At 60.8% G+C, this 13807-nt stretch carries 12 protein-coding genes and 1 pseudogene; 7 read left to right on the top strand and 6 right to left on the bottom strand.

Annotation, left to right across the window (positions count from 1 at the left end):
* A pseudogene (locus tag N8H74_RS28850) lies at positions 1–507 on the top strand (hypothetical protein); the annotation flags it as partial.
* A complete protein-coding gene (locus tag N8H74_RS28845; protein WP_262152114.1) occupies positions 504–1070 on the top strand; it encodes a DUF4123 domain-containing protein in 567 nt (188 codons plus the stop codon). The pseudogene N8H74_RS28850 and the gene N8H74_RS28845, both read left to right, overlap by 4 nt.
* A 22-nt stretch (positions 1071–1092) precedes the next feature.
* On the opposite strand, the gene N8H74_RS28840 is transcribed toward N8H74_RS28845, so the two are convergent.
* Positions 1093–2418: an MBL fold metallo-hydrolase gene (locus N8H74_RS28840; RefSeq protein WP_262152113.1), complete on the bottom strand. Its 1326-nt coding sequence runs from the start codon at positions 2416–2418 to the stop codon at positions 1093–1095.
* Between the two features lie 179 nt (positions 2419–2597).
* On the bottom strand, positions 2598–2951 hold the full coding sequence (locus tag N8H74_RS28835) for a hypothetical protein (protein ID WP_262152112.1): 354 nt from the start codon (positions 2949–2951) through the stop codon (positions 2598–2600).
* A 550-nt stretch (positions 2952–3501) separates the two neighbouring features.
* On the opposite strand from N8H74_RS28835, the gene N8H74_RS28830 reads away from it, so the two are divergent.
* Positions 3502–3930, top strand: coding sequence for a nuclear transport factor 2 family protein (locus N8H74_RS28830; RefSeq protein WP_262152109.1), 429 nt, complete (start codon positions 3502–3504; stop codon positions 3928–3930).
* 67 nt (positions 3931–3997) lie between these two features.
* Here N8H74_RS28830 and mqo read toward each other — a convergent pair whose 3' ends face one another.
* Positions 3998–5647, bottom strand: a complete 1650-nt coding sequence (gene mqo / locus N8H74_RS28825; RefSeq protein WP_217834709.1) for a malate dehydrogenase (quinone) — start codon at positions 5645–5647, stop codon at positions 3998–4000.
* Positions 5648–6076: 429 nt separating this feature from the next.
* Here mqo and N8H74_RS28820 point away from each other — a divergent pair, with 429 nt between their 5' ends.
* A complete protein-coding gene (locus N8H74_RS28820) occupies positions 6077–6508 on the top strand; it encodes a nuclear transport factor 2 family protein (protein ID WP_262152107.1) in 432 nt (143 codons plus the stop codon).
* 166 nt (positions 6509–6674) lie between these two features.
* Here N8H74_RS28820 and N8H74_RS28815 read toward each other — a convergent pair whose 3' ends face one another.
* A complete protein-coding gene (locus tag N8H74_RS28815; protein ID WP_217834711.1) occupies positions 6675–8288 on the bottom strand; it encodes a methyl-accepting chemotaxis protein in 1614 nt (537 codons plus the stop codon).
* A gap of 251 nt (positions 8289–8539) precedes the next feature.
* Between N8H74_RS28815 and N8H74_RS28810 the strand changes: the two genes are divergently transcribed.
* Together N8H74_RS28810 and N8H74_RS28805 are read left to right on the top strand one after the other, a co-directional pair.
* Positions 8540–8854 (top strand): DUF2388 domain-containing protein, encoded by a 315-nt coding sequence (locus tag N8H74_RS28810; RefSeq protein WP_262152105.1) that lies wholly within the window; start codon positions 8540–8542, stop codon positions 8852–8854.
* A gap of 114 nt (positions 8855–8968) precedes the next feature.
* Positions 8969–9370 (top strand): hypothetical protein, encoded by a 402-nt coding sequence (locus N8H74_RS28805; RefSeq protein WP_262152103.1) that lies wholly within the window; start codon positions 8969–8971, stop codon positions 9368–9370.
* Here N8H74_RS28805 and ligD read toward each other — a convergent pair whose 3' ends face one another.
* Both ligD and N8H74_RS28795 read right to left on the bottom strand, forming a co-directional pair.
* Positions 9371–11953, bottom strand: a complete 2583-nt coding sequence (gene ligD / locus N8H74_RS28800; RefSeq protein ID WP_262152101.1) for a DNA ligase D — start codon at positions 11951–11953, stop codon at positions 9371–9373.
* Positions 11954–12084: 131 nt separating this feature from the next.
* Positions 12085–12828, bottom strand: a complete 744-nt coding sequence (locus N8H74_RS28795) for a tellurite resistance TerB family protein (RefSeq protein WP_262152099.1) — start codon at positions 12826–12828, stop codon at positions 12085–12087.
* Positions 12829–13084: 256 nt separating this feature from the next.
* Here N8H74_RS28795 and pcsA point away from each other — a divergent pair, with 256 nt between their 5' ends.
* The gene (pcsA, locus tag N8H74_RS28790; protein WP_217834716.1) at positions 13085–13807 is read left to right on the top strand and encodes a phosphatidylcholine synthase; all 723 of its coding nucleotides are present in this window, start codon (positions 13085–13087) and stop codon (positions 13805–13807) included.

Here is a 13807-nt window from a genome sequence, read left to right as displayed (position 1 = left end):
CGGATTACCTACCTGGATCGCAAGAGCGAAATGCGCGCGGACGACCACCTGACGGTGGGCGTGACCCAGCATGTGAAAGTGGGGACGGCGCAGTTTGTCGAGGCGGGGACGGAGATTCATTACCACGCTGGGGACAAGGTGGTCGTCGAAGGTGCGATGGAGCTGACGGCGAAGGCTGGGGGGAGTTTCATCAAAGTCGATGTCGGCGGCGTGACCATCAGCGGCTCGGAGGTGAAGGTCAACTCCGGCGGCGGACCGGGCGCGGGTAGCGGCATTGCGATCAAATTGCCGACGCCGGTAACACCCGCCGACACCGATGCGGCTGGCAAAACCCTCGGTATTGCCCCGCTCAACACGCCGATTCCTGCCGCCAGCCTCGCGACACCGAAAACCGCATCCACCCCGACCAGCGCCCAGACCCGGTTCGCGCAACAGAACCTGCAGGCCAAAACCCTGGTGGCCGCCGCCAAAAGCGGCGTGCCGTTCTGCGAGGTATGCAATAAATGACTCAATTTCGCCCGAGTCTGAGTGAATGGCTGACCACCGAACTATGGCCACAAGGCTCCGGCGTCGGCACCTCAAAGGCATACGCCTTGCTGGACGGCGCCCGCGACCCACGTATCGAACCGTTGGTTCGCACCAGCGGCGCTGAGTTTTCCTGCCTGTACGCCGGAAAACTCTCAACGGAGCTGTCCGCTGCTGCGCCGTATCTGCTGCACCTCGATCCACAGCAACCCTATACAAGGCTCGTACTGGAACAAGGCTGGGGGCAAAGTTGGGGCTGTTTCGCCGTCGCACCGACGCACGTCACCTTCGACGAATTACGCAGCCACTTCCGTACCCTGCTGCGGGTGCAAGGCCCGGATGGCAATCTTCTCGTCTTTCGCTTTTATGATCCCCGGGTGCTGCGCGTGTACCTGCCGACGTGTACGACAGAAGAGCGCCTGGCCGTATTCGGCCCGGCAACCCGACTCGTCAGCGAAACCGGCACCGGGCATTCGCTGATCAGCTATTTGGCGGACCCGGCGGGTGGAGCTGGCGCTCAAGTGAATGTCTGGCCATCTGACTGACCAATGAACCCTGACAACCCGTTCAAAGCTCGACCAGTTCGCCCTCCTCACCCGCGATGGCATCGTATACCCCTACTGCCCCGTCCTTACAGATGTTCAACGTGTGTTGCACCCCCGTCGCAATGACAGGGTCATCCCCCGCCTTGCGGGCCTTGACCGCTTTATCCGAAAAACTGGTATCGGTTTCGAAACCCACCAGGCTGGAGAAAAGAGACGCCGAAATACTCTGTTCGGAATAAGCCCGGTGTTTTGAGCCGCCTGTACCGTGGACGATTGTATGGGACGGATCATTGATGCCGAACCGTTGCATTGAAGGCAGCTCAAGGACACGCTTGACCACACTGGTATAGGGATGCGACCACTGCATGTCGGCACTGACAAACACATATCCGGGATTGACCACCTTGAGAAAATCCGCGTTCGAGCCAGCTTCCGCACCGTGATGACCAAGCTTCAGCGCACAGCAGTTCTTGATGGTTGCGGCATGGTTGGTGACCAGCACGGCCTCTACCGTTTTCTCGGCATCCCCCATGAACAGCAATCTTTTGTCCCCTGCATCGGTCCTTACCGTGAAGAGAATACACAAGCTGCTGGCATTCACCGGGGTTTCACCGTGCGTCGGCACCACGTTGGCGGACAAGACCTGGACGTGGACAAACTCGTCGATTCGCTCAGGCAATTCGCCGGTAAATGCGGGGGGGAACTCTTTCGCCGCGCCTACGAATTTACGGAACTGATGCATCGTTTCGGAGCCCGAAAACGGGTTGGCGGAAGCTGCGGTGTAATCGCTCAACTGTCCCCCCAGACAGTAACTGCCCACCTGGATCAAGGGCATGTCATTACCCTGGTCGAATTTGTAATGCAGCAAGGCAGACAGAAGATTGTAATGATCACGGTCAGCGTGAGTGATGTAGACCCGATCAATTTTGGGGGCCGGCAATTTGCGCTCATGCATCAGCGCCAGCAACCTCGCACGCACAAACGTGAGCGCTTCAAGACCCGCTACCTTTTGATTGAGCGTCGAACCACAGTCGATGAGCACCGTGTAGCCCGACTTACGGCAGATAATCAGCGTGCTGTCACCCATTCCGACATCCAGATAATGCACTTCCAGCAGCACATCCTCTTCTTTCTCGTCGTCTTCAAGCTCCATGGCCGTTTCGACGTCAGACGCCATGCTGCCGCCGACGCTTTTCAAACAAGGTTGTATCAGAGAGCTTTGCGCAGGCATTGCGCTGTACTGGGTCTGGATCTGAGGGACGGAGCTGGACGACATTGACGGTGCACTGATATCGCCAAAACGATCCCCCCGGATGCGCCTGGCCAAATCCAGATCCTTCTTCGTCAACAGGCTTCTTGGCGGGTAATGACTCCACGAATCCGGTGCCACCCATAAGCGACCATTGCACGTCGGGCAATACCAGACAGTGCGGTCGTAGCATGCCTTGCACAAAACCCTGCCCGACACGCAAGTGGAGCATTTGATCGGTTTGATGGGAGGAACCAGGGTGCCACAGCCAGCGCAGCTCATGGCGTCACCTGAGGAGCAGCATCGGCTTCGAGCGCAGACAGAATACGAGCCATGCGGGTGTCATCGGCTTGCGGTGATTGCAAGAGAATCGCCTGGACCTGCGGACGGCTTTCAAAGCCTGGCTCAAGCAAACGCAACGAGGCGTAGCAGCAGTAATCACGATGAGCGCTAAATCCTGCCACTTGTGCATCACGCACGGCACGGTCGGCGAACGCTTGCAACTCCTCTGGAGTCAGGCGCTGGATCATATCGTGATGGCGGTCCTTCAGGTGCTGCACAACCCGGGCGCAGGTCATACCTGTAAAGGCGTCTTCCATGAGCAGCCACTGCTGCTGCGAAATCGTCAGCATCCCTTCTTCCGTCCCTGACAGGTAGAAAACCCAACCGGAAAAACACGTTACCCACCGGGCAACCTGCCGAAGAGTAGCATTCCTTTGACGATCGTCACCATGTCAGAGAACGCCGGATCTGTTCTATGCCAGAACACTGACCAGCAGTTAAGGATCTACCGCGCGAAGCGGTTTCACTTAAACCGGAGAAATCGTCGCCAGCACACCAATCAAAATGGTCAGCGTCAGAAAGCCACCCAGGAAAATCGCCATCTTAGTCATGAAGCTCTCCTCAATGCAGAGTTTGCGGTGCACCGGGGGCTTCCGGATGAAGCTCGCCGCGAGTGGCCGCAATGCAGGGTCATTTTGAGCCCACGACTGAGATCGTTACAGATGCAGATCAGACAGAAAAAAGCGGATCAGATGCACATCGCTCTGCCGGAGACTGCATCGTCTGATCTTCAAAGCCTATAGGCAGGTATTCAGATCAACGCCGATGATTCCAATCCCGACACTTTGATCTACAGTCTTTGGCGTCTCGTGAAGAACAACAAAAATACAGGAGTGATCCATGTCCGAACTGAACCTGCACCCCGCCGCTGCCGAGTCCCTGAACCGCTGGCACAGCATGATCCGCACCGGCGACCTGAGCGCCCTGCCCGAGCTGCTGGACCCCAACGCCGTGTTCCGCTCGCCGATGGCCCACACGCCCTATCCGGGTGGCCAGGTGGTGTCGATGATCCTCAACACCGTGTCCAAGGTGTTCGAAGACTTCGAATATCACCGTGAACTGGCAACGGCGGATGGCTTGAATGTGGTGCTGGAATTCAGTGCCAAAGTGGGCGCCAGGGAGCTGAAAGGCATCGACATGATCCGTTTCGATGAGCACGGAAAGATTGTCGAGTTTGAAGTGATGGTGCGGCCGTTGAGCGGGTTACAGGCACTGGGCGAGGAGATGGGGCGGCGCCTGGGCGCCTATCTGGCGGCCGCCAAGGCCTGAATCTGCGGCACAAAAAAGCCCACTGACCGTCACCGGTTCAGTGGGCTTTGTGTGTCAGGCGTCTGAATTACAGAGCCATGTCACGTGCAGCGCTTTCTTTCGGAGCTGGCGCCTTTTCAGCCGCAGCGTCCGCCGCCGGAGCGGCAGCCTGACCAATCACCGGAGGAGTTGGCAGTTGCAGGACCTTGGCGGTGTAAGCCCACTCTTCAGCCACTTTGGCTGGATCGTTGTTCAGCTGGGTGCCGTAGCTTGGAACGATCTGGTGCAGCTTGGCTTGCCACTCAGGGGTGGCGACTTTGTCTTTGAAGACCTTCTGCAGCACGCTCAGCATGATCGGTGCAGCGGTCGATGCGCCTGGCGATGCGCCCAGCAGACCGGCGATGGAGCCGTCCTGCGCGGCAACGATTTCGGTGCCCAGTTTCAGCACGCCACCGGCAGCTTCATCACGCTTGATGATCTGCACGCGCTGGCCGGCCTGCCACAGGCGCCAGTCTTCCGCTTTCGCGTTCGGGAAGTATTCCTTCAGCGCGTTCATGCGGTCTTCATCCGACAGCATCAGTTGGCCGGCAAGGTACTCGACCAGCGGGTATTCCTTGATGCCCACACGGGTCATTGGCCAGATGTTGTGGGTGGTGGTGCTGGTCAGCAGGTCCAGGTACGAGCCTTCTTTCAGGAACTTGGTGCTGAAGGTCGCGAACGGGCCAAACAGGATCACGCGCTTGCCGTCCAGGACACGGGTGTCCAGGTGCGGAACGGACATCGGCGGTGCGCCAACCGAAGCTTTACCGTAGGCCTTGGCCAGGTGTTGTTCGGCGATGGCCGGGTTATCGGTCACCAGGAACGAGCCGCCTACCGGGAAGCCAGCGTATTCCTTGGCTTCAGCAATGCCCGACTTCTGCAGCAGGTGCAGGGCACCGCCGCCAGCGCCGATGAACACGAACTTGGCGTCGGTTTCAGTCTTGGTGCCGTCTTTCAGGTTTTTGTAACTGACGCGCCAGGTGCCGTCGGCGTTCCTGGTGATGTCCTGCACTTCGCTTGACAGTTTCAGGTCGAAGTTAGGCTTGGTCTGCAGGTAACCGGCGAACTGACGGGTGATCTCGCCGAAGTTCATGTCGGTGCCCAGCGGGCTCCAGGTAGCGGCGATCTTCTGGTTCGGATCGCGGCCTTCCATCATCAACGGGACCCACTTCTTGATGACTTCCGGATCTTCGGAGTACTGCATGCCGGCGAACAGCGGGCTCGCCTTCAGGGCTTCGTAGCGCTTTTTCAGGAACTTGATGTTGTCATCGCCCCACACGAAGCTCATGTGCGGAGTGGTGTTGATGAACGAGCGCGGATCTTTCAGCACGCCTTGGCGAACCTGCCAGGACCAGAACTGACGGGACACCTGGAACGCTTCGTTGATCTCGACGGCTTTCGGGATCGTTACGTTGCCCTTGTCGTCTTCCGGGGTGTAGTTCAGTTCGGCCAGAGCCGAGTGACCAGTACCGGCATTGTTCCAGCCGTTGGAGCTTTCCAGGGCGACGCCGTCAAGGCGCTCGACCATCTCCATCGACCAGGTCGGTTCCAGCTCATTGATCCACACACCCAGGGTGGTGCTCATGATGCCGCCACCGATCAGCAGCACATCGACTTTCTTTGCTTCGGCAGCATTGGCGGAAGACATCCCCATCGCCAAAGCCAGCCCCAGCAAGGCTGTGTTCACTTTTTTAAACATCTGTTGCACCTATGATAAAACGCCTTCCGCCCGCCGCTGTTGTGCGTGTGCGATCCCTTTTGTGCAACGCTCAGGCTAGCGTCACGGGTCCGGCACACTTCAATTTTGACGGGTGGGCACGCAAGGCCGACATACCGCATCGACCTCAGTTAATGTCCCTTCTGAACTGACTTCTTATCATTATTGGCTTCAGCTACTTGAGCGACAGGTATTCCGTCAGCCCCCCCTTAAGGCGGGCAAACTGAATGTAGGTCAAACCAAGTTGGCGCGAAGAATATCACGTCAGGGCAAACCCGCGCGTCTGTTCGCGACCGGAGAGTTTTCCGATGGTTCCTGAAGACTTCCTTGTGCGGGAAGAAACCTGCTAAGTTGTACGACGACTGACAAATATTCAGTCGTTCGAATCCCCTACAACAACAAGGAATACCCATGCACAAAGCCAAACTGCTGTTCGGTTTCTTCTGCGTGTTCAGCGGCTATGTCGCCGCAGCGCCCGCCCCGGCCGAAAAAGACGTCGCCCAAGCGGTCGATCATTTGACCCAGGCCATGCTGCACAAGGACATCGCCGAACTCCAGGCCCTCACCGCCGACAACCTCACCTACGGCCACTCCAGCGGCAAGATCCAGGACAAACAGGCCTTCATCGCCGACATCGAAACCGGCAAGAGCGCATTCAAGACCCTGGAGATGCAAAACCAGACCATCACCCTGTCCGGCGATACCGCCCTGGTGCGCCATCACTTTTCGGGCCAGGCGATCAAAGGCACCGAGGTGGTGCCGACTGAAATCGAGAACTTCCAGGTGTGGCAGAAGCAGCATGGGAAGTGGTTGCTGGTGGGGCGGCAGGCGTTCAAGTTCTGATAGCAGCCGCGCGGGGAGCATGAAGCTCGATGCCTTCCCGGGAGTTGTTGGCGTTTGAGCCGGTCTCTTCGCGGGCAAGCCCGGCTCCCTCAACATTCGACTCTGTGGGAGCCGGGCTTGCCCGCGAAAGCATCCACCCCTGACACCGCCAATGCCGGCTATCCCCTCATAACCTGAACCGATCCACCGACTGCGCCAACGCCCCCGCCAGACTCGACAGCTCGTCCGTGGTATTGGCCGTCTGCCCGATCACCTTGCTGTTGCCCTCGGACATGCCCGCAATCATTTCCACCTGATGGGCAATCTCGTTGCTCGCCTGGCTCTGTTCGCCGATGGTGCGGGTGATGTCGTTGACCAGTTGTGTGGTGCTGAGGGTGGCGTCGAGGATTTCGCGGATGGCGCGTTCGACGTCGGCCGTCACGGCCATGCCTTTGTCGACCTGGGCCACGCCCGCTTCCATGCTGCTGACCGCCTCGCGGGTGCTGTGCTGGATGCGGGCGACCATCGCGGCGATTTCCTGGGTTGAGGCGCTGGTGCGCGCGGCGAGGCTGCGGACTTCATCGGCGACCACCGCAAAGCCCCGGCCCTGCTCACCGGCCCGGGCAGCTTCGATCGCCGCATTGAGCGCCAGCAGGTTGGTCTGGTCGGCGATGCTCTTGATCACCTGAATGATGTTGAAGATGCCTTCGGATTCCTGATCCAGGGTGCGGATGACGTGTGCCGACTGCTGCGCGGAACGGGCGATGTCGTCCATGTCGCTGACCACTTGATGGATCACCTGGCCGCCATTCTTCGCCAGGGCCTCGGCCTGATTGGCCATGCTCAACGCACGTTCGGCGTGGCGGGTGATTTCCTCGATGCTGGCGGTCATCTGGCTCGCGGCGGCGGCCATGGTGCCGGCGGCGGTGCTTTGCTGCTGGCTGCTGTCGGCCACCTGATGACAGCCGTGGCTCAGTTGCTCGCTCATGCCGCTGACGCCGTGGGCGTTGCGTCGCACCACGTCGATCATGTTGCGCAGGTCCCGTTGCATGGTCGCCAGGGTGCGGATCAGCGCGCTGGCTTCATCCTTGCCGGACGGTTCGATGATGGTTTCGCCGAGGTTGCCATGGGCAATGCTTTCGGCGATCCGGCTGGCGGACTTCAGCGGTCCCATGATGCTGCGAATCACCCAGCGGCCCTGGGCCAGCAGCAACAGGACGCTGGCCAGCAACACCACGCCGAGGGCGATATTGGCGTTGCGGATCGCCGACTCGGTGCCCTCGCTGGTCTGCCGGGTGTTGGTTTCGATCAACTCGCTGAGCGCGGCCATCTGCTCTTCGAGCTGCCCGAACACCGTGTTGAATGCACCAAGCTCCTGCTGCGCCGCGTCCGGTTGTTCAAGGGCGAGGCCGACAATTCGTTCGCCGGCGTTGATGTACGTATCCAGGCTGGGCTTGATCTGCTCCAGCGCCGTGCGGATCGTGCCGTTGACCGGCAGCTTGAGGTTTTCCTCCAGCACCTCGCGAAAGTGCGCCGCGTGCTCATCGACCGACGCCCGCGCCTCGTCGGCACTGCTGGTGCTCTTGCCCAGGCCCACCAGCATCGCCGAATACACATCGGCGCGCAGGGCGTCGTGCATCATGTCGGCCTCCATGTGGTTGCGCAACGCGGTCATGCTCACCGCATTTTCGCTGACCGCCGAGGCCATCCGCAGATTGCCGACGTAACTGACCAGACTCACGATCAACGCCGTCAGCAGGCTGGTCGCGATCAGCAACACCAAACGCAGTTTGATCGACACCGTGAAATCCTCCGTGGGCGCGCTGGGATACGCCTGTCAGGGATTCAGTTAAGCCTATTTCCATCGGTCTGCCGCACCGGAACGTCGCAACCTGTGTCCGCGCCCGGCGCCAGGGAATCCGGACTGTGCGGCGCGTCGCAATTCGCGCCTCCTTACCGCCCGGCCTTTCGCACGGAACTCCCGCGTGGCCGCGCACCTCTGACGTTATGTGGTACTTCCTTTTTGCTAGAAGCTGTTGGAGGAACACCGTCATGCGTCGTTTATTACTCGTTTCATCGCTCATGTTGTGCCTGCCCTTCGGCTCGGCCCTGGCCCGTGTGGACGCGGGCGATGTCGCCACTTCCGCAGGCGTTTCCGCGTCCCTGTACTCGACCTTCAAGGACCACAAAATGGTGATTCCGGCCCGTGACGACTTGTCCGCATTCGTCGCCAGCGGCGGGACGATCCGTGGCGTGTACCTGGAATCGGTGCTGCAGCAGGTTCGCCAGGAAAATCCCGGTCTCAACGCCAGTGACGAAGATCTGGCGAACGCCATCCTCGTTCATTACGAAGGCCTGTCTCAGTAAGCCAGCACGCTCGACAGTGGTGGTCGACCGGATTCGCCACCCTTTGGCTCTGCCGATGGACGGCATTCGAACGGCCATGGGCAAAACCGTCGAACGGCCTCTATGATGGAGGCCATGACGATTTCCGCTCCCCTCCGTTCCCCCTGCCCGCCCGGCGCCTGCGATTGCGGGCGAGAGCCGTTGCTGGAAAGGCCCGGCGCGGATGTGCGCATCCTGCTGCTCACCCGCCAGGAAGAACAACGTCTGCTCGAACGCCTGGAAAACCTGCAAAGCCTGGCCGATCTCGAACGCCTGCAACGCAGGATGTTCGAGCAACTGGGTATTCGCGTGGATATCTCACCCGGCTTCAATGAAGTGCGCACCATGCGCGGGATCGAGATTCAGATCGATGAGCTTCCGGGGATGTGCCGCAAGACACGCAAGACCATCCCGGCCGCCATCCGCCGAGGACTGGAGCGCCATCCTGAAGTCGCCTTCGAACTGCTCAACGCCCACGACTTGCTGCGCGACGCCTGATCACCTCTTCAGACCCAACCGCTTGCGCATCTCGGCGGTGATGCTCTGACGGGTTTTCTTCAGATCCGCCCAAGGCTCATCCCCGACCTCCGCCAGGCGCTCATGAACATTGTGTATGTTCCACTGATTGCCCCCCTTCAGGTCTTTGACTTCATCGCGATAGATCGGCACCGACACCGGCAAGCCGTCCCGCGTGCGCGCCGCATAAGCGCAGATGGTGGTGGCGCCCAGGCCGTTGCGCAGGTAATCGATAAAGATTCGTCCCACGCGATTTTTCGGCCCGGACACCGCAGAAAACCGCTCCGGCAATAAGTTCGCCATGTGGCTGACAATGGCGTGGCTGAAATCCTTGACCTCATCCCAACCCAGCTTGCGGGTCAGCGGCACGACCAGGTGAATGCCCTTGCCGCCGCTGGTCTTGAGGAAGGCCTTGAGGCCCAGTTCGTCCAGCACCGTCAGGGTCAGGGCGGTGGCTTCGACCATGCTTTTCCACGGCAGCGCCGGGTCCGGGTCAAGGTCGAGGACGAAGCGGTCGGGTTTCTCCAGCGCCACCGTGGTGGCGTTCCAGGTGTGCAGTTCCACCGTGCTCATCTGCACGGCGCCGATCAGCGCCTCGGCGTTGTTGATCAGCATCATCGGCTGGCCGGTCAGCTCTTTGTCCAGCGTCTGGATGCCGGGGATCGCCAGGCGCTCGGCGTTTTTCTGGAAGAACAACTCCCCGGCAATCCCGTCCGGCGCACGCACCAGCGCCACCGGGCGATCCTTGAGCTGCGGCAGAATGAACTCGGCGACGCTGGCGTAATACTCGGCCAGTTGCATTTTGGTGGTGCCGCTGCTGGCGTCGATCACTCGATCGGGATGCGTGATACGCACCTTGCCGCCGGCCAGATCCGCTTGGGACGGTGCAGTCGCGACAGCCTTCTTCGCCGGTTTGCCGGCAGCGGCTTTTTTCGCCTTTGAAGTCTTCACGGGCTGGGCTCGCTCCTCGGTGATGGCCTTCGCCGGTTTGTCATCGCGCAGACCATGGAACACTGCATGACGCACCGAGCCGTCCTGGGTCATCTCGGCAAACGACACTTCCGCCAGCAGACGCGGCTTGAGCCAATGAACGCCCTTGGCCTCGAAACCGCTGGGCGGGTTGACCAGCGCCGGTTGCTTGACCTGCAACGGTTTGAGCTGCGCGTGGATGTGGTTCAGGGTCGTCTGGGTAAACCCCGTGCCGACCTTGCCGGCGTAGCGCAATTCACCGCTATCGCGATCATGCAGCCCAAGCAGCAGCGCACCGAACGCATGGCGCGAGCCTTTCGGATCGGTGAAACCGACCACCACGAATTCCTGCCGATGTTTGCACTTGAGCTTGATCCAGTCGCTGCTGCGGCGCGACACATAGGGCGAGCCGAGGCGTTTGCCGATCAGCCCCTCCATTTGCATCTGACAGGCGCTGTTGAGCAGCGCGTCTGGCGCTTCATCGAAGGCTTCGGAGAAGCGCAACTGCGGCTGCTCATGACCGTTGAGCACCGTCGCCAGCGCCGCCCGCCGCTCTTGCACCGGCACTTCGCGCAGGTCGACGCCGTTGAGGTACGGCAGGTCGAACAGGTAGTAGGCGATGTGGCCGCTGCGCCCCGAATCGAAGGCGTTCTGCAACGCCTGGAAGTCCGGTACGCCGTGTTCATCAGCCACCACCATTTCGCCGTCGAGCCACGCCGACTCCAGTTTCAGCGCCTTGAGGGCTTCGACCTGCTGCGGCAGTTTGTGGGTCCAGTCGTGGCCGTTGCGGGTAAACAGTTGCACCTCGTCATAATCGATGCGCGCCATGATCCGGTAGCCGTCGAACTTGATTTCGTAGCTCCAGTCCCCTGCCGGCGTGCTGTCGACCAGGGTCGCCAATTCAGGCTTCAGCGTGGCCGGAAGCTTGGCCTTGCGTGCGCCGGACAGTTTGCCGGACGCTGCTTTGCCGGCCTTGGCTGGCGCCTTCTTGAGGGGCTTGACCTGCTTGGCGGCGAGCTTCGGCTTGTCGACGATGCTGCGCTCGCTGAGCACGCTGTCCGGCTCGGCCACCAGCACGTCGTAATCCTCCTGCGGGCGGGCGGCGCCGTCCTGATGCTTGATCAGAAACCACTGCTCTTTCTTGCCCGGCATGTGGGTGCGCACCAGGTTCCAGATCCCCGCCAGTTTCTCGCCTTGCAGTTCGAATTTGAGCTTGCCCTTGGCGTAGGCCTGTTGCGGATCGTCGAGGGGAATCCACACCCCGCGATCCCAGACAATGACGTCCCCGGCGCCGTAATGCCCCTCGGGAATGTTGCCCTCGAAGGTCGCGTAATCCAGCGGATGGTCCTCGACATGCACCGCCAGGCGCTTGACCTTGGGATCGAGCGATGGCCCCTTGGGCACCGCCCAACTCTTCAACGCACCATCGAGTTCGAGGCGAAAGTCGTAATGCAGGTGCGAGGCGTCGTGCTTCTGAATGCAGAACTGCAAGGCATGCTCGCCAGCGGACTTGCGGCCGGTGCGCTTGACCGCCGCCGGCTCTGATGTGCCCGAAAAATCGCGCATGCGGTTGTAGTCGTCGAGGTTCCTGTTCATGGGCTCACCGGGCTCGGACTGGCTCTGTTATGCAGAAGAGCGACAGGCGCGGCGAAAAATTCAATCGACATGAAAAAGCCCCGGACGGGTGGATCGTCCGGGGCTTGTGATTGATCGTGTTTAACCTTTGATCAGGCGCCACCCCTGGCCTGCTGTTCCAGATGCACTTGCAACTCGGGATCGATCTGCAAGGCCGCCGCCAGTTCATCCAGATAATTGCGTTCGGCATCCTGCTGATCGTCCACCAGCATCACACTCGCCAGGTACATTTCTGCTGCCACCGCCGGGTCGTTCTGCGCGGCCTGGGCCACTTCACTGGCGTCCAGCGGCTTGGCGACCTCGGCGTCGAGCCATTGCTGCAATTGCGGGTCGTCGGTGTGTTTGCCGATTTCCGTGCCGATCATTTGTTTTTCCGTTTCGTCGATCCGCCCGTCAGCCTTGGCTGCTGCGATCAGCGCGCGCAGGACGGCGTGGCTGTGTTCCTCGATTTGCGGGCCGGCCAGCAGATCCGCCGTTTGCGGCATCTGTTGCGGCGCCGCCGACGCCTGGCTGCGTTGCCAGGCCTGATACGCCTGGAACGCCATCATCCCCAGCGACGCGAGCGCGGCGTAATTGGTGCCGCCGGAACGGCTCTGCGATCCGCCGCCACCCAGCGCGCCGCCCAATGCCCCGCCACCGCCCAGCAAACCACCGAGCAGCCCGCCCAATCCGCCGAGACCGCCAGGCGCACCGCCGCCACTGTTACCGCCACCGCCCAGCAGGCCCCCGAGCAAACCGCCCAGATCGCCCAGCCCACCGCCGGCCGCAGCGCCACCTTGTTGTCCCGCCGAGGCCTGGCCCCGGAGCAGTTTTTCCAGCAGATCACCGGTGTTCATCACGTCGTCCTCAGGCATTGGCGCAATTGCGTCTGGCAACAATAGACCGCCGCGCGGGTTGTGCCAGCACCGTTGGGCTGACGCCTGATGCCTGTCACCGATTTCTCCAGCGTGTTTTTCGCGGCCAGCTAAGATTCAAGGAGGGTGAACCTTATCCCGGCCTCACCGGTCGATAGCTGCAACCCCGACCCGGTTAGCCGGCGCCCTTGCCGTCAAGGGTGAGTCCCGGCTTGCTTCACTTTCTGGAGAACGCCCCGTGATATCGACCGTCCACATCGCCAGGCTCAAGGCCTGGGGCGCCCATGGTTTCACCGCGACCGGCGTGGTCACTGCATTTCTGGCCACCCTCGCCCTGCTGGAAAACCAGCCGACCCACTGCTTGATGTGGCTGGGCGTGGCGCTGATCGTCGACGGGCTCGACGGGGCGCTGGCGCGCAAGGTCAACGTGCAGTCGGTATTGCCGAGCTTCGACGGCTCGATCCTCGATCTGGTGATCGATTACCTGACCTACGTGTTCATCCCCGCCCTGTTCATCTATCGCTACATTCCGCTGCCGGACTACACCCTGCTGCTGACGGTGTCGCTGATTCTGGTGTCGTCGCTGTTCTGCTTCTGCAACGTCAACATGAAGAGCAAGGACAACTACTTCCAGGGTTTCCCCGCCGCGTGGAACGTGGTCGCGCTGTGCCTGTACATCATTGCGCCAGGGCCATGGATCACGCTGCTGACCGTCATCGGCCTGGCCCTGCTGACCGTGACCCGGATGAAGTTCCTGCACCCTTTCCGGGTCCGCCGGTTCATGCCGATCAACATTGCGGTGACAGCAATCTGGCTGCTGTGCAGCCTGTCGCTGGTGCTCAACCATCCGGTGATCAATCCGCTGGTGATGGGCCTGTGGCTGTTGATGTCGGCGTACTTTCTCGGCATCTGCATCTGGCGCACGGCGCTGGAATGGTTCGATGCTTCGCACTTGAAATAG

Origin of the sequence: Pseudomonas sp. B2M1-30, assembly GCF_025447575.1 — a bacterium.
Lineage (GTDB): Bacteria > Pseudomonadota > Gammaproteobacteria > Pseudomonadales > Pseudomonadaceae > Aquipseudomonas > Aquipseudomonas botevensis.
The sequence above is the reverse complement of the archived record's forward strand: the minus strand, read 5'-3'. Positions and strand labels throughout refer to the sequence as shown.